The following is a 25,349-nucleotide window of genomic DNA, read 5'->3' as shown; positions in this document are numbered from 1 at the left end:
GGCATCAAACGTCGCGTCAATACCTACCCTGCGACGACGCGCATCCATAGCTGATTTGCGACTTTCCGCAAAAGGAAAGCGACCGGGAATCTGTTGTTCTTCTTGTCGATTTTGCGACAGGCGTTGGCGCTCTCTGGCCGTTTCCGATAGGGTGCATGGCTACGATCCGGAGAGGGACCGCCGGACGGTCGAAGGATTCAAGGAAGAACCATTATGAGCGAGAACGCGGCGGTCGATCAGGAAGCGGCGGGCGGCAGGCGAGGGCGCGGTGCCAGTGGTGGCGCGGCTGCGCGGCGTGCGGCGCGCAGCGGCGGCGGACCGGGCACGCAGCTCACCTATATCCGGCGCAAGATCAAGGTTTACGAAGTGCTGGACGAGGAAGGCCTGGCGCTCATCGAGAAGAACGCCGACACGGTGCTTGAAGAGACCGGCATCGAATTCCGCGACGATGCCGAGGCGTTGGCGCTGTGGAAAGAGGCCGGGGCCGACGTCAAGGGCGAACGCGTGCGCTTCCCGCGTGGCCTGTGCCGCTCCCTGCTCAAGACCGCGCCGAGCCAGTATATCCAGCACGCGCGCAACAGCGAGCGCTCGGTGCAGATCGGCGGCAACGCCACGGTGTTCGCGCCGGTCTATGGCCCGCCCTTCGTGCGCGACCTCGACGGCAATCGCCGCTATGCGACGATCGAGGATTTCCGCAATTTCGTGAAGCTTGCCTATATGGCGCCGTCCATCCACCACTCGGGTGGCACGGTTTGCGAGCCGGTCGACGTGCCGGTGAACAAGCGCCATCTCGACATGATCTATAGCCACATCAAATATTCGGACAAGCCGTTCATGGGTTCGGTGACGGCGCCGGAACGCGCCGAGGATACGGTGGCGATGGCGAAAATCGTGTTCGGCGACGATTTCGTCGACCAGAACACAGTGCTGACCAGCCTGATCAACGCCAATTCGCCGATGGTGTTCGACGAGACCATGCTCGGCGCGCTGAAGGTTTACGCCCGCAACAACCAGGCCTGCATCGTCACGCCGTTCATCCTGGCCGGTGCGATGAGCCCGGTGACGGTTGCCGGCACGCTGACGCAGGTTCTGGCCGAGGTGCTGGCCGGTGCTTCTTTCACGCAGCTTATCCGGCCGGGTGCGCCGGTGCTGTTCGGCACCTTTGCTTCGTCCATCTCCATGCAGTCGGGTGCGCCGACTTTCGGCACGCCGGAACCGTCACTGGTCTCCTACGGCGCGGCGCAGCTGGCACGCCGGCTCGGGCTGCCGTTCCGTACCGGCGGTTCGCTCTGCGCCTCGAAAGTGCCCGACGCGCAGGCCGCCTACGAGAGTGCCAACACGCTGAACTCCACGCTTCTTGCCGGCACCAATTTCGTCCTCCATTCGGCAGGCTGGCTCGAGGGCGGCCTCGCCTCCTGCTATGAAAAGTTCATGATGGACATCGACCAGCTCGGCATGAGCCAAAAGTTCGCCGAGGGCGTCGATCTCTCCGAAAACGGCCAGGCGATGGATGCCATTCGCCAGGTCGGCCCGGGCAGCCATTTCCTCGGCTGCGATCACACCCAGGCCAATTTCCAGACGGCTTTCTACCGCTCGTCCATCGCCGACAACAATTCCTACGAGCAGTGGCTGGCCGAAGGTCAGAAGACCGCGCCGCAGCGGGCCAACGAGCTCGCCCGCCGCTGGCTGGAAAGCTACGAGGCGCCGCATCTTGATGAGGGCCTCGACGAGGCATTGCAGGCCTTCATCGCCAAGAAGAAGGAGTCGATGCCCGACGCCTTCACGTGAAAGGAGCCCGATTCAGGCGGGGCTAAAGTCGCCAACATCATTCACAAGGAAGTCTGGCGCAGCGCTTTCAAGCAGCCAGGCGAGGGATGATGCTGGGCAGCAAGCCGGATCGGAGCGCGGAGATATTGGTGTGAGCAGCCATCGTGCCCCACCGGCTTCTTCAGCCGATGACCTGAAGTCGCGGAATATCGCAACCCAACTCGCCGCGCACGGTCTCATCCTGCGCGGCGGTTTTGTTTTCGGCGTTGACGACGAGGCGCCAATCGGCCCCACCGGCGCCCCTGCAAAATCCGTCTTTCTGGTCGGTCAGGCGGGAGCAGCACCCTGGCCGCATTTCCTGGAGTGGCGGCAGCGGCAACCGCGGCGGCTCGACAACCCGCTCGACACGTGGTCGCGGGGCGTCATTGACGGTGTCGCGGCAAGTTTCGGCGCGCGAGCCGTCTATCCATCCGAAAAGCCCTACATGCCGTTCCAGCAATGGGCGATGCGGGCGGAGGGGTTGAAGCCGTCGCCGCTCGGCATCCTCATGCATCCTGAATATGGCCTGTGGCATGCCTACCGCGGCGCGCTGCTGTTCGCCGATGAGGTTTTGATTCAAACACCTGAGAAGCCGATTCATCTTTGCAGCCTATGTGTCGGAAAACCTTGCCTGAAATCCTGTCCCGTCGATGCCTATTCGGCGGATGGTTTTGCCTATGACGCCTGTCTTGCGCATGTGCATGGGGCCGTAGGCGAACCTTGCCGGAGCGGCGGGTGTCTGGATCGCAACGCTTGTCCTTTTGGGGTCGCGTATCGTTACCCTCCGGAGGTGCAAGCCTTTCATATGGCGAGCTTTGCCGGATTGGCCTGAACGCCGGCGATTGTCGGAATGGGCGAGGCCGCGCCTGTTCGCATGTAACGGACCGGCTCAACCGCGTGATCTGGCCCAATCGTTCCACCATAGTCGGCAGCCTTGCGCGATTGACCAGACGCAATGATGGGCCTACTCATCAAGTCATCTGATGACTTGATGAGTGTATCCATGCAACCGGCGACCCGAACCAATCTCACGGACTCAGCGACGGAAAACCTGCGCGCCGAAATCGTCGGCGGCCGCTGGCCAGTGGGGGATCGCATCCCCAACGAGGCTGCCTTATCGGAACAGCTTTCGGTCAGCCGCGGAACCGTGCGGGAGGCGGTCCGGGCCCTGGTCTCGCAAGGCCTTCTCGACACCCGGCAGGGATCGGGCACCTATGTGCGCTCGGCCATCGATCCGGCCGGACCGCTGTTGCGGGTCCGGCATGCCTGCCTGCGCGACCAGTGGGAGGCGCGCACGGCGCTCGACATCGAGGCGGCGCGGCTGGCGGCATTGCGCCATGCGCCCGCCGATATCGCGCGGCTTCGGCAACTGCTCGAACAGCGTGGCGACAGCGCGGATGGGGGCCAGGAAAGCTTCGTCTGCCGCGACCTCGCTTTCCACAAGGCGATCGTGGCGATGTCAGGCAACCGGGCGCTGGTGGAACTCTATGATTTCTTCACTGCCGCCATCGCCGAAACCATCCAGGCCACCTTGGGCGACGATCTTCCGGAACCCGATGCATCGGCGCATGCGCTGGTGATCGAGGCCATCGCCTCCGGCGACCCCGATCGCGCGGGTGCGACGGTGCGCGCCTTCATGGCACCGGTGCTTCTCCAGCTCGACCGGATGCTTGCGCAATGAACCAGACTTTTCGCCAATCCGGCAAGAAGGCCGGGGTTTCCGCGACGGACGGTATCGACGATCAATTCGTCGACGCCGAGGTCGACAGCCTGCCGCCGCCGCAACCGCCGGTTCTTGCAAGCCGTGGCGCCCGCATCCTGCTCGGCGCCAGCCTGGTGCTGATCGCCTTCAACCTGCGCCCGCTGTTTTCCAGCCTTTCGGTGCTTCTGCCCGAGGTGATGCAGGCAACCGGCCTGTCCAGCACCGGCGCCTCACTTTTGACGACGTTGCCGGTGGTCTGTCTCGGCGTCTTCGCGCCTTTCGCGCCGAAGCTGGCACAGCGCAACGGCGCCGAACGCGTTTTGCTCGGGGTTCTGGTGCTGGTCACCCTCGGCACGGCGCTGCGTGGCTTCGGATCGGTGCCGCTGCTGTTTGCCGCCACGTTCATCACCGGGGCCGCCATCGCCATAGGCAATGTGCTTTTGCCGGGACTGGTGAAGCGCGACTTTCCCGACAACATGGCATTGATGACCGGCCTCTATACGATGGCGCTGTGCGCGGGGGCTGCCGCGGCGTCGGGCCTGACGCTGCCGGTCGAACATTACGTCACCGGCTCCTGGGCTGGTGCGCTCGCCGCCTGGGCGGTGCCGGCGCTGGCCGTGTTGCTGCTCTGGCTGCCGCAGGCTCTGACTAGCCGCAGTAAGGCCAGCCACAGCGGGTTTCGCGTCACCGGCCTGTGGCGCGATCGGCTGGCCTGGCAGGTCACGCTGTTCATGGGCCTGCAGTCGGCGCTGGCCTACAGCATCTTCGGCTGGCTGGCGCCGATCCTGCGCGAACGCGGCTTCGACGCCACCGCCGCTGGCGCCATCGTCTCGGTCTCGGTGATGGCGCAGGTCGTCACCTGTCTTGCGGTGCCGCCGATCGCCGTGCGCTGCCGCAACCAGAGCGCGGTCAATGTCGTACTGGTCACCATCGCGGTCGCGGCATTGCTCGGCATCCTGTTTGCGCCAACCTCGATGGTGTTGCCGCTTGCTGTCCTGCAGGGCATCGGCCAGGGTGGGCTGATCGCGGCGGCGATGACGGTGATCGTGTTGCGTTCGCCCGATCCGCATGTGGCGGCGCATCTGTCCGGCATGGCACAGGGTGTCGGTTATGTGCTGGCGGCGATCGGGCCATTGCTGGTGGGATTGATCCATGGCTGGGCCGGCAGCTTCGCCGCCGCGGCCATCCTGTTCGTGGCGCTTGGTCTCGGCGTCGCCGTCATGGGGTTCGGCGCGGGCAGGGCGTCGCTGGTCGGCGCCCGCACGATACGCATTGAGGATCGAGGCTAGCGCGGCGCTTGCCCTGCGCTGCGTGGCCTCTATCTATCGCGGCTGAGCAACCCGCTAGGAGACGTATGGTGAGTTCGGTCGACAGACGCGACATCGATATCAAGACGGCGGACGGCATCGCCAAAGCGGCGCTGTTCGGTGCCGGTGGTGGGGCGAAGGCCGGCGTCATCCTCTACATGGACGCCTTCGGCCCGCGACCCGCGCTGTATTCGATGGCCGAGCGCCTAGCCGGTCACGGTTATGCGGTGCAGGTGCCGGACCTGCTCTATCGCAATGCGCCCTATGGACCGTTCGACGCCAAGACGGCCTTTGTCGAGGAGAAGAGCAAGGCCGTGCTGATGGCGATGATCGGCGGCTTGACGCAGGAGATGACGGTTCGCGACAGCGGCGCCTTCATTTCGGCGCTGGAGGCTACGGGCATAAAGGGACCGATCGGCGTCGTAGGTTACTGCATGGGCGGCGGGCGCGCCCTCAATGCCGCAGCCGCCTATCCCGACAAGATCGCCGCCGCCGCCAGTTTCCACGGCGGCCGGCTGGGCACGGATGCGCCGGACAGCCCGGCAACGAATGCTGGCAAGATCAAGGCTCGGGTTTATGTCGGCTCGGCCGGCGTCGACGGCAGTTTCCCGCCGGAGCAGTCGGCTCGGCTGGCGCAGGCGCTGCGCGAGGCACAAGTCGACCACATCATCGAGAACTATGTCGGCATGCAGCATGGCTGGTGCGTATCCGATCACAGCGTCTTCGATGTTACCGGTAGCGAACGACACTGGAAGCGGCTCGTCGCCTTTTTTGGTGAAACACTGGGCTAGTCCAGACTTTGCCAATTCCGCCGCGGTTGGCTATCAGGCCGGCGGTGCGCCCAAATTGTCGGGCGGCCAGTTCTCAGTTGCGGAACCCCCCAAATGCATTCTTTCGATGTCATCGTGATCGGCGCGGGTGCAGCCGGCATGATGTGCGCAGCCGAGGCGGGCAAGCGCGGCCGCTCCGTGCTGATCATCGATCATGCCTCGGTGCCTGGCGAGAAGATCCGCATCTCCGGCGGCGGACGTTGCAACTTCACCAACATCCACGCCAGTCCGAAGAGCTTCCTGTCGCAGAATCCGCATTTCTGCATCTCGCCGCTCAGCCGCTACACCCAGAAGAATTTCATCGGGCTCGTCGAGCGCTACGGCATCGCCTATCACGAAAAGACGCTTGGCCAGCTGTTCTGCGACGGTTCGGCGCGCCAGATCATCGACATGCTTGTCACCGAAATGCGGGACGGCGGCGTCGAGATGCGGTTTGCTACCTCGGTCGAGAGCGTGGTGCCTGCGGATGATGGTTTCGAACTGAAGCTCAACAGCGGCAAGACGCGCTGCAAGTCGCTGGTGATCGCTTGCGGCGGCAAGTCGATCCCCAAAATGGGCGCTACCGGCTTCGGCTATGAGCTCGCCGAGCAGTTCGATCTCCCCATCGTCGAGACGCGCCCGGCGCTGGTGCCGCTCACCTTCGACGCAAACACGCTGGCAAAGCTAGCGCCACTGTCGGGGGTTGCCGTCGACGCCGAGGTTTCCTGTGGCAAGACGCGCTTTGGCGAGGCGATGCTGTTCACCCATCGCGGCATCAGCGGCCCATCCATCCTGCAAATCTCCTCCTACTGGCGCGAGGGCGACGAGATCTCTATCTCGATGCTGCCGGGCGCCGATGTTGCAGCCATCCTGCGCGACGCCAAGCGGATGAATGGCCGCCAGGCGGTGCAGACCGTGCTTGGCGCGCATTTGCCCAAGAAGCTGGCGCAGACAATCGCTGAGCGGCTCGGCTTCAACGGCAATCTGGCCGATCTCAACGATGCTCACCTGAAAGCGGTCGATGCCGCGGTGAACCAGTGGCGTATCAAGCCAGCGGGTTCCGAGGGCTATCGCACGGCCGAGGTAACGCTTGGCGGCGTCGACACCAAGGCGCTCGACCAGAAGACCATGCAGGCGAAGTCGGTGCCCGGGCTCTATTTCATCGGCGAGGTCGTCGACGTCACCGGCTGGCTCGGCGGCTACAATTTCCAGTGGGCGTGGTCATCAGGCTGGGTCGCCGGGCAGGCGGTGTGAAAATTTTCTTTTGACGACCCCAAGGATTGACCCGAACGCAACGTCCAACCGACAAATGACGGCGATGATGCTGGACGACGAGGCATCCGACACCGAGCTGATCGGGCGGGCCAGACAGGGAGACAGGGGAGCGTTCGGCCTGCTGGTCGAGCGGCACTATGACTTTGTCTATCGAGTCGCCTATCGCTGGTGTGGACGCCGCGCCGATGCCGAGGACATCGCCCAGGATGTCTGCGTGCGGCTCGGCCGCGCGATCCGCGATTATCGCGGTGGCGCGGCCTTCACTTCCTGGCTTTACGCGGTGACGCTGAACGCCGCCCGCGATCTTGCCCGCAAGAGTGCTCGAGAAAGCGCCAAGACCGAAGCCTATGGCAGCCACGCGCTGATCTTCGGACAGGCGCAGGCGGCGGAGGCGGGCGATCCGACGGAAGCGCTATGGGCGGCAGTGCGGCAATTGCCGGACAAGCAGCGGGAGGCCGTGCTGCTGGTCTATGGCGAAGGGCTCGCCCATGCGGCGGCGGCCGAGGCGATGGCGATCTCGGAGGCAACGGTTTCCTGGCACATCCATGAAGCGAAGAAACGGCTGAAGGTTCTCGTGAACTCAGCCGGGGAAGTGTGACCATGGTCGACGATGACGAACTGAAAAAGTTGCGCGGCGCGCCGCTGCCTGCACACGGCGCTGAGGCGCGGGCGCAGGCGCTCGCCGCCGCGATGGCGGCTTTCGACGAAAAAATCGAAACCGCCCCCCAAGGAATGGCGGCGCGGCCGCGTCTCACCTCCCGAGCACTCACGCTCTGGAGAGAGATCATGCAGAAGAAGCTCATCGCCACGCCGGCCATTGCCGGTCTCGTCGCGCTGCCGATCGCCGGTTACACGGCTTTCCACCTGATGCAGGAACAGCGCGGCGCTCCTGAAGCCGGCATTCCGGTGACCGAGACATTGGCCGACAAGCCAGTTGCGACCAAACAGGATGCCGCAGCCGTGGCGCAAAGCCAGGCGCAGCCTGCGGACGAGGCCAGCCCGGCACAGCCGGCAATCGCGCCTGCCGCACCGGCGCCAAAGCCCGAATTCTCTGCGGCGGACGGTCGTTTGACGGCGGCTCCGCGCAGCGGGCTGATCAGGATGAAGCATGCCGAGGCGAAACCGGCCGCGCCGGCGCAGGCCCCAATGATGGAAAGCGAAAGCGCTGATGCGGTGGCGCGAAATTCGGCCAACACGACGCTGACGGCGGAGCCGCTGGCAGCACCGATGCCAGCACCGATGCCGGGCGATGTCATGGCGCCTAGCCAGGAAAACCGCGATCGCATCCAGGACTTCAAGACCAACCCGGTGCGCTCGGCGAAGGAAGACTCTGTCTCGACCTTCTCCATCGATGTCGACACGGCGTCCTATTCCTATGTGCGCCGGTCGCTGAAGGAAGGGCTGCTACCGCAGGCTGACACCGTCCGCGTCGAGGAGATGGTCAATTACTTCCCTTATGACTGGAAGGGGCCTACCGAGGCCAAGACGCCGTTCAACACGACGGTTAGCGTCATGCCGGCGCCATGGAATGCACAGCACAAGCTGATGCATGTCGCCATCAAGGGCTACGATATGCAGCCGGCGGTGCAGCCGAAGGCCAATCTGGTCTTTCTCATCGATGTGTCGGGATCGATGGACGAACCCGACAAGCTGCCGCTGCTAAAATCGGCCTTCCGGCTGCTGGTCAACAAACTCAAGGCCGATGACACCGTCTCCATCGTCACCTATGCCGGCGATGTCGGCACGGTGCTGGAACCAACCAAGGCGGCCGAGAGGGATAAGATACTCAGGGCTATCGACACGCTGACGCCGGGCGGTTCGACCGCTGGCGAGGCCGGCATCCGCGAAGCCTACAGGCTGGCGCAGAAATCGTTCGTCAAGGGCGGCGTCAACCGGGTCATGCTCGCCACCGACGGCGACTTCAATGTCGGCCAGAGCGACGACGATGATCTCAAGCGCCTGATCGAGAAGGAACGCGGGACCGGAGTATTCCTGTCCGTGTTCGGTTTCGGCAGTGGCAATCTCAACGATCAGATGATGCAGACCATCGCCCAGAACGGCAACGGCACCGCCGCCTATATCGACACGCTGGCCGAAGCAGAGAAGGTGCTGGTTCAGGAGGCGACCTCGACGCTGTTTCCGATCGCCAAGGACGTGAAGATCCAGGTCGAGTTCAATCCGGACAAAGTCTCGGAGTACCGGCTGATCGGCTACGAGACGCGCGCCTTGAACCGTGAGGATTTCAACAATGATCGCGTCGATGCCGGCGAGATCGGCTCCGGCCATTCGGTGACAGCGATCTACGAACTGACGCCGAAGGGCGCGCCACAGCAGGTCGACGATCTGCGCTATGGCGAGGCGGCGACGAGCAATGGCGGCGTCGCCAATGCCGACGAATATGCTTTCGTCAAAATCCGCTACAAGCTGCCGGAGGAGGATACGTCGAAGCTCATCACCACGCCGGTGACCGGCACCAACGAAGTCGCCTCCTTTGATGCGGCCAGTACCGACCAGCGCTTTTCCGTGGCTGTGGCTGCTTTCGGCCAGAAGCTGCGCGACGAGGATGCGACGGCGACGTTCGGCTACGACCGTATCCAGGAGATCGCGAACGCCGCGCGTGGCGCCGATCCGTTCGGCTACCGTGCTGAATTCCTGTCGCTGGTGCGGTTGGCGGCGGCGATGAAGTGACCGGCTGTCCTCTCCCCGTCATGGCGGGGAGAGGACCTTACCCAACTGAGATTTTCCCGGGAGATGCTGCGTCCACAACGCCGCGCGGCGACGGGCGGTTTTGGTCGTTTGCCCCGGTTTTTCCGACGATCGTTAAAAAGCAATCCAGTTTCGACACTGCACTGCAACATGACCAGGGGTAATGGTCGTGGCAGGGACGGTCATCAAGGGTTCGGACGTGCGCATAGACGGAAATATGAATTGGGTTCAGACGACAAGAACGCAGGCCACCGAGCCGACGGGAACATCACAATCGACTAGCAGCATGAGCAGGGATGTCGAGACGGCGCGCAAAACGGCGCTGTCCGCGCTCACCAATGAACGTTTCCGTGCAGCCCTTGAACAGCTCAGCGATCCGCGCGCATCGGAAAAAATAGCGCTGATGCGCAGCGATGGGCCGTCGGCCGATCTCGGCACGGCGCAAGCACGCTACGCCGACAACAACAACTAGGAAAAGCGCTTCCGCTCGGGTCAGGGGCGCGTGCGACGGCGTTCGCGGCGGCCTTCGGCGGTTTCCGCGGTGTTCGGCGTCGCTGCCTTGTTGCGCAGCGGGCCGATGCGTTCGACGATCGTCTCGAGCGTCGGGCGCTGTGCCTTCTTGTGTACGTCGAGCGCCTTGCGCATGGCGGCCAGATGCAGGAACGACGTGCCACAGCAGCCGCCAACAATGCTGGCGCCGCCATCGATGGCCAGGCGCACGTAGTCGGCCATCAATTCCGGCGTTCCGGAATAGTGGATCTCGGTGCCGCGGAATTCCGGGATGCCGCAATTGCCCTTGACGATGACGGTCGCTTCCGGCTTTGCCTCGGTCATGTCAAGCAGCGAAGCCAGGATGTCGGAAGCACCGACGCCGCAATTGGCACCAACGCCGAGCGGAGCTTCGGCGAGACCGTCGGCGACGGCGTGGATGTCCTTCGGCAGCAGGCCCATCATGGTGCGGCCGGCGGTGTCGAAGGAACCGGTATAGGTATAGGGCAGGCCGACACGGATGGCGGCCTCGGCGGCGGCTCGGATCTCGTCCGGAGCCGACATGGTCTCGATCCAGGCGACTTCGGCGCCACCGGCCTTCAGGCCCTCGATCTGCTCGGCAAAGGCGTCGACGGCTTCCTCATAGCTCAGTGCGCCGAGCGGGATCAGCAGTTCGCCGGTCGGGCCGACCGAGCCGGCGACGATGACGCGGCGGCCGACCTTGTCGGCGACGGCACGGGCGATCTCGGCGGCGCGCTTGTTGAGTTCGAAAACGCGGTCCTGGGCATGATGCAGCTTCAGCCGATGACGCGTGCCGCCGAAGGAATTGGTGAGGATGATGTCGGCGCCGGCATCGACGAACCCCTGATGCAGCCTGGTGATGGTTTCCGGCGCGGTCTCGTTGAGGATTTCCGGCGCCTCGCCGGCCGGCAGGCCCATGGCGAACAGATTGGTGCCGGTGGCGCCGTCGGCCAGAAGCACACCCTTTTCCGCGATCAGGGCTTCGATCGGATTTGTGCTCGTCATGGCGCGCGCTTTCAACGTGGATTCAGGTAAAATGGATTTCAAATAAGGATATAAAGAAGTCTTTATGTGAAGTCAATCGAAGGCGCGGCCGGCGGCACGTCTTCGACGACGGTGCTTCCGGTCAGGCGGGCAGCACCTCGACCTCGATTTCGGTGCAGGCATCGCCATTGGTCGGGTGATGGTCGACCGAGCATGCGGTGACGACGATAAGCAAGTCGCGCTCGGCGCGCAGCGTCACCGAGCCGCCGGGCGGGTTGATCGAGGCGTCGACCAGCAGCACGCCGTCCACCGTCGGCAGCGAATTCTGGAAAAAATCCACAGGGTCCGGCGTGAAGGGTAGCGAAATGCCTTCGCCGGCGAGCGCCTTGTGCAGGTTGTCCTGGCAACTCGGATGGTGATCGTGGAAGCCGGCGCGCCGGTAGAGCGCTGCGTTGCAGGCGGGGAAGAGCATGTCGTGCGGGCCTGGCGAATCGTTGGCCATCAGCGTCAGCAGCGGCTCGCCGGTGGTGCCGTAGAAATGCTCGCCGATTGCCGGAAACAGCCGCTCGGTGATGTCTCGCGTGTTCGAGGTGCTCAGCCAGTCGAGTTCGTCGCCGGTGACGAAGGCCCACAGGTCGGCGACCTGTTGTCCCTTGGGATCGACGATGCGGATCTGTTCGCCCTTGGCGACGCGCAGGGCACGGCCGGACTGCGGCGGAACGACGATGTGGCGGGCACTTGGCAAGGATGGCTCCTGTGTTGATCGACCGCCTGAGGTAGCAGTCAGCCGCGCGAAACGGCAAGCGGCAAGTCGGCCAGCCGCTGCGCGAAGGCTGCCGCCTCATGCGCGTTGATCTCGGCTGCGCGGATCAGATTGTCGAAATGGCCGGTCAGCGTGCGGATCGGCTGGGTGGCGTTGAGCACGATGTACATGTCGCCGACATAGATCGCGGCCCGGTACGGTCCGAAGATCGTATAGGGGATCGAATAACGCATGCGCCCGTCATAGAGATAGAGGCGAAAGGTCGGGTAGAGGTCGTCGAGCAGGGCGGCCATGTGCAAGAGCTGCTCGCGGCGTTCTTCCGGCGGGAAGGCGTCCCACACGCCCAATCCGCGCGCGAAGATTTCAAGCGTGTGGCGCGGCATGCAGACTTCCATGTCAGTTTCGGGGCGCCGGCTGTAGTCGATGCGGTATTGGGTTTCGCCGGCCTGTGCCTGTCGGCTCTTGTTGGAAATGCCGGCCTCATAGTCGACCAGCGCCTCGGTGCGCAAAAGGTCAGGAATGCCGGCCGGCACGTAGCGGATCTTGGTTCCCGCAGCCTCGGCGTGCCATTTGGCGATCAGCGTGCGTTCGAAGCCTCCTGATGCTTCCTCGATCTCCAGGCTTTCGCGGATTTCGCCCGTCACGCCCTCGTCTTGGGAGAGGCCGAGCAGCCAGTCGAGCGACACCTTGAACTCGGCGGCGATGTTGAGCAGCGTTTCGGCGCGCGGCAGGCGGGTTGAGGCGCCCGACAGCAGTTGCGACAGCGCCGAACGGTCGATGCCCACGGCTGAAGCGAAGGCTGACTGGTTGAGGTCGGAGCGTGTCAAGAGCAATTTCAACCGCTCGCGGAACACGGTCGAGAGGTCGCGCTTGTCCATCGAGGTTGTTCTCCGCCAGGTAGCATAATGTTTTACGCTAGAGCGTATTACCGCGCCGCAACGTGTATTTGAATCTCACCGCTTGTTCACTAAATATAACACTTGATGGCAAAGGTGCGCAATCTCAACATTTTGTGCGCTTTGTCGCGTTGTGACAGCGTGTGACTGCTGACACAATGCTGTCAGGAATCGGGAGCGGTTCCGACACCTGGACGGGGCAGTGGTCGATAGCATGGCGAAGAAGCGTAACAAGGTTAGCAGTCAACCGGCGGTCGAATGGCCGACCGTCTTTCTCGCCGCCGGCTGTTACGGCACCTGGCTCGCCGCAGGGTTTCTCATCTGGCCGTCTTATCCGCTCGTCGCGCTTGCCGTGCTGACGCTGATCGTGGCGTTGCAGTCCTCGCTGATCCACGAGGTCCTGCACGGCCATCCGACACGCAATGCGTTGGTCAACGAGGCCTTTGTCTTCGCGCCGATCGGCCTGGTCTGGCCGTTCCGACGCTTCAAGACGCTGCATCTGCGCCACCATTGCGACGAACGCCTGACCGACCCACTCGACGACCCGGAAAGCTACTACAAGGCGCTCTGGCATCATCACGACATGCCGGCGGCGATGCAGTTCCTGCTCAAAATCAACAACACGATGGTCGGCCGTTTCATCCTCGGCCCCTGGCTTTCGGTGATCGGTTTCTTCATTGACGATGCCAAGCAGATGCTGGCCGGAGACAAGACGATCCAAAAGGCCTGGTTGCTGCACGCGGTCGGGCTCGCCATCGTTGTGCCGGTGATCCAGTTCGGCTTCGGCATGCCGCTGTGGCTCTACATTCTGGTGCCGATGTGGTTCGGCCAGTCGCTGATTTCGATCCGGACTTTCGCCGAGCATCAGTGGTCGGAGCGTCCGGAAGGCCGCACGGTGATCGTCGAGCGCTCGCCGCTATCCTTACTGTTCCTGAACAACAATCTGCACTTCGTGCATCACAAGAAGCCGACGGTTGCCTGGTACAAGTTGCCGAAGCTGTTCCGCGACGACCGCGAAAAATGGCTGAAGGCCAACAATGGCTATGCCTATCCGAACTATTTCGCGTTGCTGAAAGCCTATGCCTTCAAAGCCAAGGAGCCGATCGTGCATCCGGCGCTGCGGCGAGTGCCGGAAAAGGGCAGGGCGTTCACGCCGCGAGTCAGGGCGCATAATGTCAATGGTCTCGGCACCGCGCCGGTGCCGGCCGAGCCGCCCAAGGAGTGAGGCGCGTTCGCTCCTTGGGGTGATCGCATTCTTCCCGCCGCTTGAAACCCGCCACCAGCAACGATCATATCAGGTCCATGAGCAAATTCATTGCGGCGCTGCCGATGTATGACTGGCCCGAGATGCGCGCCGAGGTCGACGCGCAATGGGCGACGATCCGGGACGCCTTGCGGCATGCCGGTATCGATGCGCCGGAAAGGATCGTGCGGCGCAATGCCGATCTGCCGGCGGTTGCCGGCGGCCTGCGCGACGCTTCCGGTAAGGTCGTGATGCCCGATCCGGTGACACTGCCGCCGGACGAGCTCGATTTCCACGCGGTGTGGCTGCATCCGGCACTGCTTTTCGCGCAGACTTGCTGGGGGCCGATGGAGCTCGGACTGGAGCGCCACGTGCAGGTGATCGGCCAGCCGAGCTATGACGGTATGGAAGGCGGCCGGGGCGGCCTCTATTCCAGCGCCATCGTCATGCGGCAACCGGCGCAACACGTTGCCGCGCCCACCAATGGCAAGGCGGTGATGCCGCTGGAGCTTCTTCGCGGCAAGCGCTTCGCCTTCAACAGCCTGGATTCGATGTCCGGCATCATCGCCATCACACGCGACCTGCAGGCGGCCGGCGAAGGCCTCGACATCTTTTCCGAGCGCATCGAAAGCGGCGGCCATCGCAACTCCATCGTGGAGGTGGCCGAGGGGCGAGCCGATGTCGCGACGATCGACTCCCGCAGTTGGGCCCAGGCGCAGCGTTTCGAGCCGCGGGCGAAGGACGTCGCTGTCGTCGGCTGGACAGCGCAGCGCAAGGGCTTGCCTTACATCACGGCGCGCAGTGCAACGTCGGCCCTGCTGGCAAAACTGCGCGAGGCGGTCTCCCCAGCCAGCAAGGCGGAACTGATCGCCGGCCAAGATCGTCTGGAAAACCAGGCGCCAGGCGCCTGGTGAGCCTTTTCAGACGCAGCGTTCGACTATTTCGCGGGCACGCCCTTCTGCCATTCCGCCCAGTCGGTGATGACGGTGTCGGCGAATTTGGAGCCCACCCGGTACGCATTGGCGGTTGCCGGGCCGAAGCCGCCCGAGTTGGCGCTGAGCGATTCAACCGCCGTCTTGCCTTCCGGTTCACGGTCGAAGTTGGAGGCCGTGCGCAAGAGTGCAATGCGGTCGAACTGCAGGAGACCGGCGTCGGCGCCGCGTTGAAGGGCCGTCAGAGAGGCGTTGTCTTCCATCTGCGTGGTGCAATAGTTGCCGGCGCCGTCGGTCAGCAGGGATACCCATTTGCCCATGCTTTCCGCCGTCTTGGTGCCATGCCAATAGGTATCGGTCGACAGCGTGTCGCAGATGCTTACGGTGGGGGCGGCATTGCCGGGAGCCGTCTTGTAAACGGCGCGATAGGCCTTGGCTTCATCGCTGTCGGCAAGCTCCACCTTGCTGGTCAGGGCGAGCGCCTTGTCGGCCAACTTTTCGTTCAGTTTGTACACCTCGGTGCCCGAACCCCATTTGGGCTTCTCGCCCGGCTTCTTAGCACCAAGCGCGACGACGCCATCCGGCCAGTCGACCGGAATCTGGCGTGGATCGATTTCGTGGCGCAGCCCTGCGTCGACCGCGAAACGTGCCCAGTGCGCGGAACCCAGCGTGCCATCGCTCGGATCAACCCCGGCTATGCCGGCAATCAGGATATAGCTCTGCTTGAGGTCGAAAAGGCCGCTGTAAACAAGCGCGGAGACCGAGCTGGCAGCGTTGGCGTAGCCCATGGCGGTCGTCATCACGCACAGGCCGGCAGCATCGCAAGCGACCTCCGGGTACTCCTTCGACAGGCCGGGGACCTTCACCTTGGTGTCGAGCTTGCGTCCTTCCAGCCAGGGTTTCGCTTCGCCGCCGAACATGGTGATGACGAGGACTTTCGGCGCGATCGGCTGCTCGGCATGGGCTGCGGGCACGGTTGAAACGAGAGTGGCGGCGAGCGCGGCGAGGCCGAAGCGGGAGGATGAGGACATGAGGTTTGTTCCGGTATGGGGCGGTTGTGCCGCCACTATCTCCGCCGGCATGGAGGTGAGCCATGCCGCGATTGGGACTTTCCACACCAAAATGGCAGGCCAGGAAGCACTTAGCCAGCAAGCAGCCTTTCGTCGAGCGGATAGGCGGAGAGCTGCCGGTTGCCGGTTTCGGTGATCAGCACCTGTTCCTCGATCTTGACGCCCTCGTGGCCGCCGAGCCGGCCAATGTAGCTCTCCACGCAGAGCACCATGCCAGGCTGCAAGACGCCGTCCGGCGTGTCGGCGATCCAGTCGGCTGCATGCGGCAAGGTCGGGTATTCGTCGGCGAGGCCGACGCCATGATAAAGCACGCCGTAGCGCGCGGGGAAGCAATCGTCCGGCGGGTTCTTCGAGCGCTCGGCCAGTTCGCGGAAGCCGGTGCCAGGCTGCATCAGCTCGGTGTTGTGGGCGATCTGCTCGGCGGCGATGCGGTAAAGGTCGTGCTGCTCGTTGCCGGGGCGACCGTCGCCGGCAAGCCAGGTGCGCGAAAGGTCGGCGCAGAAACCGTAGGGGCCGATCAGGTCGGTGTCGAAGGCGACGAGGTCGCCGGCCTCGATCTTTCGCGACGAGCACTCCTGGAACCAGGGATTGGTGCGCGGACCGGAGGATAGGAGCCGGGTTTCAATCCACTCGCCGCCGCGCGCGATGTTGCCGCGGTGCAGTTCGGCCCACAGTTCGTTTTCTGAAATGCCGGGCTTCAGCGCCGCTTCCATTTCCCCCATCGCGGCCTCGCAGGCGACGATGGCGCGGTGCATGCACAGGACCTCGTCGGGCGATTTGATCAGGCGCGCATTTTCCATCACCGCTTCGCCATTGCCGATGGTGATGCCGAGGCCGGCCAGTTCCGCCATGCCTTCGGGATTGAGGTGGTCGACGGCGATGCGCCGATTGCCGCCGCCATGTTCGCGCACCAAATCGGCGATGCCCGCGGCCCAGCGTTTGACGCGTTGCTCCGTCAACTCGCCGCCATAAAGATACATCCAGGAGACCGCCGGACGCACTTCGTCGACCACGCCGGAATGGTCGGACAGGTGCTCGCAGGAGAAATAGTCGAACAGCACCACCGGCCCTTCGGTGGCGACAAAGCAGTGGCGGGTTGGATTGTGCGCCACCCACAGCTGCATGTTGGTGGAATCTGTCGCGTAGCGGATGTTGACGGGATCGTAGAGCAGGGCGCCGGCATAGTCGCGGCGCTTCAGCTCGGCGCGGATGCGCTCAAGCCGGTATTTGCGCATCGCCGGCAGGTCGGGGGCAGGGATGCCGGCGGCGGCCCACTCCGCCTCGGCGACCGGGCCGTAGCCCAGGACATGCTGGTTGAGGGCGGCGGCTTTCTCGCGTGCCGCCGAACGCAAGGTCTCGGAACCGGACGGCGAAGAGCCGCCGCCCGGTTCGAATGGCATGATCTTGCGATGGCGGCCGAAGTTTGTGCCGGTGTTCATTGGAGGCCGCCGATCATTTCCGCTTCCTTCCGGCCCCTTGCAAGCGCGGGGCGTTCGCTACCGAAAAGCCAGGCAATTGACTTTTCGCCCGTCAAAGCGGTCGTCTCTCACCCGCGCATCTTTTCGCCACTCGGGTCGAACGGTGGCTCAACGTTGATGCGGGCGGGGCGGCGATGTCCGAGGATCTCGATCTCGAACATGCCAGCGGTTTCGTTCTCGGCAAGTGCTGCCGGCACGTAGCCCTGGGCCATGGATTTCTTGACATAGTGCGCATAGCCGCCCGACGTGATCCAGCCGACGACCCGCCATTCGCCGTCAACGATGCCGCGCACGGCGGAAGCGCCCTGCGCGGCCGTCGAGCCGCGTACTTCCTTGCCGGTCTCGTCGAAGCGTGGTGCCCCGTAGCCATGCGGCTTCTCGACCGTGCCGTAGTCGGTCGGCACCTTGGCCCATACCGGCTCGTCGCCCATCACGTCGGCGTCGGCGACATCGACAATGAAGGAGACACGGCGCAGCTTCGAACCTTGGCCGTTGGCCATTACCGCCTGTTCCTTGGCAGCGGCCTCGCGGCCGATGAAGTCGTTCTTCTCCATCTTGATAAAGCGGTCCATGCCGCCTTCGAACGGGCCGTAGATGGGGCGCAGTTCGCGGAACCAGGTGGGGAAGTTCTTTTCCAGGCGCATCGCAAGCAAGGCGCGCATGCCGAAATCGACGATGCCGAACTCCTCGCCGGCGCCCTTGATCGCCGCGTAGACCAGGCGCTGATAGGCCGGCGCCATCCAGATCTCGTAGCCGAGGTCGCCGGTATAGGTGATGCGGTTGACCATGCAGGGCGCGCCGCCGACGGCCATCTCGCGGAAGTCCATGAACTTGAAGGCCGTGGACGAGATGTCGACGTCAACCAGCTTCTGCAGCAGTTCCTGCGCCTTGGGGCCAGCGATCGAAAGGCCGACCAGCGTCTGGTCGAACCGGTGCAGAGCGACCGAGCCGTCCTTCGGCAGGTGCTTTTCGAACCAGCGCATGTGGTATTTCTGCGCCGCCGACGAGCCCCAGATCATAAATTTCTCTTCGTCGGTCTTGGCGATGGTGAAATCGCCGATCAGCTTGCCGAATTCGTTCAGCATCGGCGTCAGCACGATGCGGCCCTTCTTCGGCATGCGGTTGGTCATCAGGCGATTGAGGAAGTCCTCCGCGCTCGGGCCCGACACCTCATACTTGGCGAAGTTGGCGATCTCGGTGACACCGACGCGCTCGCGCACGGCGCGCACCTCGTTGCCGATATGCTCGAAATCGTTGGAGCGGTGGAAGGAAACGATGTCCTTCGGCTCGCTGCCCTTGGGGGCGAACCACAGCGGCGTTTCCAGACCCCACGAGTCGCCCATCACAGCGTTGTTTGCGACCATCGTGTCGTAGAGCGGCGTGGTCTGCGCCGGCCTTGCCGCTGGCAGTTCCTCGTTGGGGAAGCGGATGGAGAAGCGGCGCGAATAGTTTTCGCGCACCTTGGCGTTGGTGTAGCGCAGCGAGGCCCATTCGCCCCAGCGCGCGACATCCATGCCCCAGACGTCGAAGCCGGGATCGCCGTTCACCATCCAGTTCGACAGCGCCAGTCCGACGCCACCGCCCTGGCTGAACCCAGCCATGACCGCGCAGGCGCACCAGAAATTGGTGAGGCCCTGCACCGGGCCGACCAGCGGGTTGCCATCCGGCGCGAAGGTGAACGGGCCATTGATGATCTGCTTGATGCCGGCCTTCTCGATGCCGGGGAAATGCCTGAAGCCGATTTCCAGCGACGGCGCGATACGGTCGATGTCGGGCTGCAGCAGTTCGTGGCCGAAATTCCACGGCGTGTTGACCGGCGACCAAGGCTTGCAGGCCTTCTCATAGGTGCCGAGCAGGATGCCGTTGCGCTCCTGTCGCGTGTAGATCTCGCCCTTGAAGTCGAGCACGCCGACCATTTCACGGCCGGTTTCCTTGTTGAAGGCCTCGACCTCCGGCATCGGCTCGGTCAGCAGGTACATATGCTCCATGGCCAGCAGCGGCAGCTCGACGCCGACCATGCGGCCGACCTCGCGTGCCCACAAGCCGCCGCAGTTCACGACATGCTCGGCCTTGACCGTGCCCTGTTCGGTGATGACGTTCCAGGTGCCGTCCGGATCCTGCGTTAGCTCGACAACGCGGTTGCGCAAGACGATCTCTGCGCCGAGCTTCTTGGCGGCCTTGGCATAGGCGTGGGTGGTGCCGGAAGGGTCGAGATGGCCTTCCACCGGATCCCACATGGCGCCGACGAAGTGCTTCTCGTCCATCAGCGGGAACATCGCCTTGGCCTCGGCCGGCGTGATCAGCTCGGTGTCCATGCCGAGATAGCGGCCCTTGGCGTGAGCCAGTCGCAGGAAATCCATGCGCTCGGGACTGTCGGCCAGCATGACGCCGCCGGTCAGGTGCAGCGAGCAGGACTGGCCCGAAAGCTCTTCCAGCTCCTTGTAGAGCTGCACGGTATAGGCCTGCAGCTTGGCGACGTTGGGGTCGCCGTTCAGCGTGTGGAAGCCGCCGGCGGCATGCCAGGACGAGCCGGAGGTAAGTTCCGAGCGCTCGATCAGCATCACGTCTTTCCAGCCAGCCTTGGCCAGGTGGTAGAGGACCGAGCAGCCGACGACACCGCCGCCGATGACAACCGCTTTAGCGTGGGATTTCATGGTGTTGAGGCTCTCAATCTAACAAAATGAGTCAAGACGTTGATGCTCCTTGATCAGCGATCGAGGGGCGAATGAAAAATCAGAAGTCAGTCGGCGCGCCGCCTTCGGCGATGCGCTTGTCGACGAAGGCGTTGAGCTCCTCGCGGATCGCCGGGTCGATATAGGGCTCCTCGTAGCTCGCCAGACGCTCCTTCCAGACGCGGTTGGCGCGGTCGATGGCGGTCGGCGAGCCGGCCTCGGCCCAGGTCTCGAAATTGCGCCAGTCGGAGATGATCGGCGAATAGAAGGCTGTCTTGTAGCGGTCCTGTGTGTGCTGGGTGCCGAAGAAATGGCCGCCGGGGCCGACCGACTGGATGGCGTCGAAGCCGAGCGCGTCTTCGGAAAGGTCGAGCGGCGTCAGGAATTCGGCCACCATCTGCAGGAGGTCGATGTCCAGAATGGTCTTCTCGAAGGAGCAGCGCAGGCCGCCTTCCAGCCAGCCGGCGGCATGCATCATCAAATTGCCGCCGCCTTGGACGGCGCCCCACAGCGAGAAAACGCTTTCATAGGCCGCCTGCGCGTCCACGGTGTTGGCGGCGCAGGTGTTGGAGGTGCGGTAAGGAATTTTGTAGCGGCGCGCCAGCTGGCCGCCGACAAGCTGCGCCTTCATGTATTCCGGCGTGCCGAAAGCAGGGGCGCCCGACTTCATGTCGACATTGGAGGTGAAGCCGCCATAACCCACCGGCGCGCCCTTTTTCACCATCTGTGCAAAGGAAATGCCGGCAAGCGCCTCGGCGTTCTGCTGCACAAGCGCACCGGCGATCGTGACCGGCGCCATCGCGCCCGACAGGGTGAAGGGCGTGACGATGACGACCTGGCCCATCGAAGACATCTGGATGATGCCTTCCATCATCGGCACGTCGAGTTTGAGCGGTGAATTGGTGTTGATGATGGTGAAGACCGACGGCTCCTGCATCAACTGTTCGCGGGAAATGCCACGGGCGATGCGGGTGATCTCGATGCCGTCGACATTGCGCTCCTTACCGAGCGAATAGATGTGGAACATCTTGTCGGTGAGCAGTGCTAGGTCGCGGATGCATTCGAGGTGGCGGATCGATGGGTGGATGTCGATCGGCTCGACGGGGTAGCCGCCCGTGCAGTTCAAGATGTTGTGCATCTGCGCGAGCTTGAGGAAATTGCGGTAGTCGACCTGATTGCCTGGTCGGCGACCACGGTCGATGTCGGAGCAGTTGGGCGCCGACGCCATCATCGAGATGATCAGATTGTTGCCGCCGAAGCGCACATTGTGCGCCGGGTTGCGGGCATGGATGGTGAATTCCGACGGGCAGTGGGAGATCAGCTCGATGATCATGTCGCTGTCGAAGCGCACACGCTCGCTCCCAGGGCGCACATCGGCGCCGTGTTCCTTCATGATCTGGCGGGCGCCATCGTGGAGAACGTCGACGCCGATTTCCTTCAGCACACGCAGCGAGGCGAGGTGGATCGATTCCAGCTCATCGTCGGAAACTAGCTTCGTCGGCTGCAACGGGTTTTTCAGCTGCCGGAACGCCGGCTGCTCGAAAGCCGCCGAACCGCCGGCGCGTTTTCCTGCGCGGCCGCCGCGGCGGGCGCGATCGGTGGCCAGAACCGGCTCGGCGGGGTGCAGTGCAGCGGTCATGGTCGGTCCTCGTGATGGTTCCAAATCGGCCGCATAATGGACCGCCGTGAAAATCGCCATTGCGGAGGCGGCGACCACTAGGACGAGCAAAGCGACATGACGTACGTCACCTTCCGGTGGCGTCCGAGACCGCGTCGCAGCCCGCGCCGCAGAATGTGAACGGCGTTACAGTGGCGCCATGAGAAGCGGCTAAAGTGCTCCCGCCGCACCCGATCCATGAATGTCGATTGGTCCTGAGGGGGAAACCATGGCCGACGTCGTCAAAGTGAGAGCCGCAACCAACAATGAGGTGGCCTTCGTCGCCTGGGATGTCGATGGCATGATCCCTGGCTGCCTCGGCTTTGAAATCGTCCGGCTTTATCCGGCGACGGGCGAGGAGCGCTGCCTGGCCTCCTGGGTGCCGTTCAAGGGGCAGCGAAACCAGGATTGGATACCGCAGGACACCGGCGTCTGGCCGGTGCAGAAGACTTTCTGGCGCGATCTGACGCTGCGCCGCCGGCGAGACAGTCTCGACGTCAGGCAAGATGGCGAGATGGTCGCCTATCGCGTGCGGCCTGTCGGTGACATGAAGCCCGGATTGGAACCGGTGCCAGTGCGTCCGCCGCAGGTCGACGGCAAGCCGACCTATACCGGTACGCCGCGTCCGCTCGGCTATCTGGGGCAGGGCGCCGTCAGCCCGACGATTTTCCTCGGCTCGATGTTCGGCAAGGCACGCGTCGCCTTCACCAATGGCGTTTTGTCGACGCAATGGATGTCGCATGCGCTGGCGGATGCGGGCATCAAGATTGGCCAACGCGACAAGATCCGGGAGGAGTTGCAGAACCCCGCCAGCAAGATCCGCGCTTACCTGCATGGTGATGTACCGGATGTTCTGACCAGCCTGCTCAAACGCGCGAAAAGTGAGGGTGGCTCGGTACGGCTGGCGCTCTACGAACTCGGCGATGACGTGCTGCGCGACGCCATCATCGGCGCCAAGGATGTGGTCGAGGTCATCCTTTCCAATTCCGGCAAGGACGACCAGACCAAGAAATGGGATTTCGGCAACGCGCCTTATCGCAAGGCGCTGCATGATGCCGGCGTGACGGTGACCGACCGGCTCTTCAACAACAACCACATCGGCCACAACAAATTCGCCGTCTATCGCGACAGCCATGGCGAGCCGCAGGCGGTGATGACCGGCTCGACCAACTGGACGACCACCGGCATTTGCGGCCAGTCCAACAATGCCTTCCTCCGTGACGACCCGCAGATGGCGCGGGTTTTCAACGATTACTGGGAACGCATGAAGGCGGACGTCTTTCCGCCACCGGCGAGCGAATTCGCGGCGGGTCGTGCCGTGCAGACGCAAGGTGTGCCGTTCCGCAAGGACAATCACATCGCCAACCCGCTCGACGGCCAGAGCGCACCGATCGATGGCATGACGGTGTGGTTTTCGCCGAACGACCCGCAGCGCAACAAGAAGACGATTTCGGTGCGGCCGGTCGATCTCACGGATGTCTTCGCCCGCATCCGGGCGGCCAAGAAAGCGGTGCTGTTCCTGGTCTTCAATCCCTCCCAGCGCGGCGAGAACTCGATCATCGCCGAAGCGGTTGCTGCGGCTACGGCAAATCCGAAACTGATCGTGCAAGGCGCGATCAGCGACCCGGCCGCGATGCCAAACTACGAAAAGGCCGAGAAGGACCCGGTTACCAAGGCGGTGACCAAGCAAGGCAGGGCGCCTTTCGTCTTCCCGGAAAAGGTGTGGGAGATGCCGAACGTCTCGATCGTGCGGGCCGCGAACCTGACCGGCGCGTCGATCGCGCGCGACTTCCAGGCCGAGGTGCTGACCATCGGCCATGCCATCGTGCACGATAAGATCGTCATCATCGACCCGATGGAAGACAATGCGACCGTCATCACCGGCAGCCACAATCTCGGTTACAAGGCTTCTTACGAAAACGACGAGAACCTGGTGATCGTCGAGGGCGACAAGACCTTCGCGGCCGCCTACGCGGTGCATTTCCTCGATGTGTTCGACCACTACAAGTTCCGCGCCTGGCGACGTACGATCGGCAAGGGTCCATCCGACGATGACGGATTGCAGACAAGCGACGACTGGCTGAAACCCTATGCCGACGGCAAAAAGGGCGCGCTCGCTCGCTATTTCCCCTGAACCACGGCTGGCGGCCTGGGGTCTTCGCGCCAGTGGCGCAAGCGATCACCGGGCAACGGCTCTTTCCTCTCCCGCCTCGAACCGCTAGCACCCGAAGACGGTCGGTTCTTGTCGAACCGGCGGTTTGGGGAGCGAGATGGCTGCGGCGGAGACCTGCGACAACGAGGTGGCGACCAATTGGGCGGGCATCGCCGGCGTCATCGCGACTGTGTCGGTCTTTGCCATCGCGCAGGGCCTTACCTATCCGCTTTTGTCCTTCATTCTGCAGAGGCAGGGTGTTCCGCCGGCGATGATTGGCCTGTCAGCGGCGATGACGCCGATCGGCTTCATGGTGTCGTCGCCATTGATACCGGTGCTGGCGCGGCGCTTCGGCCCGGGTCGTACGGCGCTGACTTGTGCTGTGCTTTCGGCGCTCGCCCTGGCGCTCGTCGGCTGGAGCTACAATGTCTATGCCTGGTTTCCGCTGCGCTTCATGATCGGCGTCGTCACCAATCCGCTCTATGTGCTGAGCGAAGTGTGGATGATCGCGCTGGCGCCGCCGGCGAAGCGCGGCCGCATCATGGGTGTCTATTCGACGCTGATCTCGGCGGGGTTCGCCACCGGGCCACTCTGCCTGCTGCTGGTCGGCACGGAAGGGTGGTCGCCCTTCCTGCTCGGCATCGTCGCTTTCCTGATCTGCGGCGCCTGCCTGGCCGCGGTGCTGCCGAAACTGCCCAAGGTGGACCAGAGCGGCCACCATGTCTCGGTGCTGGGCTTCATGCCGTTGGCAGGGTTGCTGCTTGGAGCGGTCGTTGTCGCCGCCGGCTTCGAACAGGCGGTGCTGGCGCTTCTCCCCGTCTATGGCACGCATTTCGGCATCGCCGAGACACGCATGTCCGCACTTCTCACTGTCATGATCGCCGGCAATATCGCCATGCAGGTGCCGCTCGGCCTACTGGCCGAGCGAATGTCGGCGCAGGTCGTGCGCTTTGGCTGCATCGTAGCGACCGTCGTCGGATGCGCTCTGCTGCCCTTCGTCATCACGTCGCCGCTGGTCTGGCCCTTCCTGTTCGTGCTCGGCGCGGTGTCCTACGGCGTCTATACGATGGCGATCATCGAGCTCGGCGAGCGCTTCACCGGTCCGGCGCTCATTGCCGGCAACGCCGCCTTTGCCCTGATGTGGGGTGTGGGTGGCATCGCCATGCCGCCGCTGGCCGGCGGCGCGATGAGCTTGTTCGGTGCGCCTGGCCTGCCCATCACCCTGGGACTGATCTGCCTCGGCCTCGTGGTTGCCTCCGCGCTTGCCCTGCGCGGTGGGTTGAACAGCCGTCGCGCGGTCGGCTAGAGTGCCCGGATGCGCGCCGTGAACCTTCACCCTCGCAAGCTCGATGCCGCAGTGACGCCGTCGCCGCGCACCCGTCATGCC

Annotated in this window: 20 protein-coding genes; 13 read left to right on the top strand and 7 right to left on the bottom strand. The window is 63.8% G+C overall.

Annotated elements, in window-relative coordinates; all coding sequences use genetic code 11:
* Positions 1-213: 213 nt before the first annotated feature.
* From QFZ88_RS03760 to QFZ88_RS03720, 9 genes are all read left to right on the top strand, one after another.
* A complete protein-coding gene (locus QFZ88_RS03760; RefSeq protein WP_024926825.1) occupies positions 214-1,788 on the top strand; it encodes a trimethylamine methyltransferase family protein in 1,575 nt (524 codons plus the stop codon).
* Positions 1,789-1,918: 130 nt separating this feature from the next.
* Positions 1,919-2,638 carry a hypothetical protein gene (locus QFZ88_RS03755; protein WP_373426366.1) on the top strand — a complete coding sequence of 240 codons (720 nt, stop codon included), beginning with the start codon at positions 1,919-1,921 and terminating at the stop codon, positions 2,636-2,638.
* 171 nt (positions 2,639-2,809) lie between these two features.
* Positions 2,810-3,487 (top strand): FadR/GntR family transcriptional regulator, encoded by a 678-nt coding sequence (locus QFZ88_RS03750; RefSeq protein ID WP_024926827.1) that lies wholly within the window; start codon positions 2,810-2,812, stop codon positions 3,485-3,487.
* The gene (locus QFZ88_RS03745; protein ID WP_024926828.1) at positions 3,484-4,797 is read left to right on the top strand and encodes a CynX/NimT family MFS transporter; all 1,314 of its coding nucleotides are present in this window, start codon (positions 3,484-3,486) and stop codon (positions 4,795-4,797) included. Before QFZ88_RS03750 ends, QFZ88_RS03745 begins: the two co-directional genes overlap by 4 nt.
* Positions 4,798-4,865: 68 nt before the next feature.
* Positions 4,866-5,606 carry a dienelactone hydrolase family protein gene (locus QFZ88_RS03740; protein WP_373426365.1) on the top strand — a complete coding sequence of 247 codons (741 nt, stop codon included), beginning with the start codon at positions 4,866-4,868 and terminating at the stop codon, positions 5,604-5,606.
* 93 nt (positions 5,607-5,699) lie between these two features.
* A complete protein-coding gene (locus QFZ88_RS03735; RefSeq protein ID WP_024926830.1) occupies positions 5,700-6,878 on the top strand; it encodes an NAD(P)/FAD-dependent oxidoreductase in 1,179 nt (392 codons plus the stop codon).
* 55 nt (positions 6,879-6,933) lie between these two features.
* Positions 6,934-7,497, top strand: a complete 564-nt coding sequence (locus QFZ88_RS03730) for an RNA polymerase sigma factor (RefSeq protein ID WP_024926831.1) — start codon at positions 6,934-6,936, stop codon at positions 7,495-7,497.
* 2 nt (positions 7,498-7,499) lie between these two features.
* Positions 7,500-9,587, top strand: coding sequence for a vWA domain-containing protein (locus QFZ88_RS03725; protein ID WP_024926832.1), 2,088 nt, complete (start codon positions 7,500-7,502; stop codon positions 9,585-9,587).
* A gap of 304 nt (positions 9,588-9,891) precedes the next feature.
* Positions 9,892-10,077, top strand: coding sequence for a hypothetical protein (locus QFZ88_RS03720; protein WP_024926833.1), 186 nt, complete (start codon positions 9,892-9,894; stop codon positions 10,075-10,077).
* A gap of 20 nt (positions 10,078-10,097) precedes the next feature.
* Here QFZ88_RS03720 and bmt read toward each other — a convergent pair whose 3' ends face one another.
* The 3 genes from bmt to QFZ88_RS03705 form a co-directional block, all read right to left on the bottom strand.
* Complete coding sequence (bmt, locus tag QFZ88_RS03715; RefSeq protein ID WP_024926834.1) at positions 10,098-11,120, bottom strand: betaine--homocysteine S-methyltransferase; 1,023 nt, start codon at positions 11,118-11,120, stop codon at positions 10,098-10,100.
* A 121-nt stretch (positions 11,121-11,241) separates the two neighbouring features.
* Complete coding sequence (locus QFZ88_RS03710; RefSeq protein WP_024926835.1) at positions 11,242-11,844, bottom strand: DUF1989 domain-containing protein; 603 nt, start codon at positions 11,842-11,844, stop codon at positions 11,242-11,244.
* A gap of 38 nt (positions 11,845-11,882) precedes the next feature.
* Positions 11,883-12,740: a helix-turn-helix domain-containing protein gene (locus tag QFZ88_RS03705; protein ID WP_024926836.1), complete on the bottom strand. Its 858-nt coding sequence runs from the start codon at positions 12,738-12,740 to the stop codon at positions 11,883-11,885.
* A 232-nt stretch (positions 12,741-12,972) separates the two neighbouring features.
* On the opposite strand from QFZ88_RS03705, the gene QFZ88_RS03700 reads away from it, so the two are divergent.
* Together QFZ88_RS03700 and QFZ88_RS03695 are read left to right on the top strand one after the other, a co-directional pair.
* Entirely contained in the window at positions 12,973-13,983 is a 1,011-nt protein-coding gene (locus QFZ88_RS03700) for a fatty acid desaturase (protein WP_024926837.1), read from the top strand.
* A gap of 77 nt (positions 13,984-14,060) precedes the next feature.
* Entirely contained in the window at positions 14,061-14,915 is an 855-nt protein-coding gene (locus QFZ88_RS03695) for a phosphate/phosphite/phosphonate ABC transporter substrate-binding protein (protein ID WP_024926838.1), read from the top strand.
* Between the two features lie 23 nt (positions 14,916-14,938).
* On the opposite strand, the gene QFZ88_RS03690 is transcribed toward QFZ88_RS03695, so the two are convergent.
* The 4 genes from QFZ88_RS03690 to QFZ88_RS03675 form a co-directional block, all read right to left on the bottom strand.
* Entirely contained in the window at positions 14,939-15,964 is a 1,026-nt protein-coding gene (locus tag QFZ88_RS03690; RefSeq protein ID WP_024926839.1) for a purine-nucleoside phosphorylase, read from the bottom strand.
* Positions 15,965-16,074: 110 nt separating this feature from the next.
* A complete protein-coding gene (locus tag QFZ88_RS03685; protein WP_024926840.1) occupies positions 16,075-17,442 on the bottom strand; it encodes a M24 family metallopeptidase in 1,368 nt (455 codons plus the stop codon).
* Between the two features lie 107 nt (positions 17,443-17,549).
* Complete coding sequence (locus tag QFZ88_RS03680; protein WP_024926841.1) at positions 17,550-20,135, bottom strand: GcvT family protein; 2,586 nt, start codon at positions 20,133-20,135, stop codon at positions 17,550-17,552.
* Between the two features lie 79 nt (positions 20,136-20,214).
* On the bottom strand, positions 20,215-21,792 hold the full coding sequence (locus QFZ88_RS03675) for a trimethylamine methyltransferase family protein (protein WP_024926842.1): 1,578 nt from the start codon (positions 21,790-21,792) through the stop codon (positions 20,215-20,217).
* A gap of 247 nt (positions 21,793-22,039) precedes the next feature.
* Here QFZ88_RS03675 and QFZ88_RS03670 point away from each other — a divergent pair, with 247 nt between their 5' ends.
* Entirely contained in the window at positions 22,040-23,944 is a 1,905-nt protein-coding gene (locus QFZ88_RS03670; protein WP_024926843.1) for a phospholipase D-like domain-containing protein, read from the top strand.
* 136 nt (positions 23,945-24,080) lie between these two features.
* Entirely contained in the window at positions 24,081-25,268 is a 1,188-nt protein-coding gene (locus tag QFZ88_RS03665) for an MFS transporter (RefSeq protein ID WP_024926844.1), read from the top strand.
* The last annotated feature ends 81 nt before the right edge of the window (positions 25,269-25,349 follow it).

The sequence above is a fragment of the Mesorhizobium sp. YL-MeA3-2017 genome (genome assembly GCF_030814575.1).
In the GTDB taxonomy this organism is placed as follows: domain Bacteria; phylum Pseudomonadota; class Alphaproteobacteria; order Rhizobiales; family Rhizobiaceae; genus Mesorhizobium; species Mesorhizobium terrae.
The sequence above is the reverse complement of the archived record's forward strand: the minus strand, read 5'-3'. Positions and strand labels throughout refer to the sequence as shown.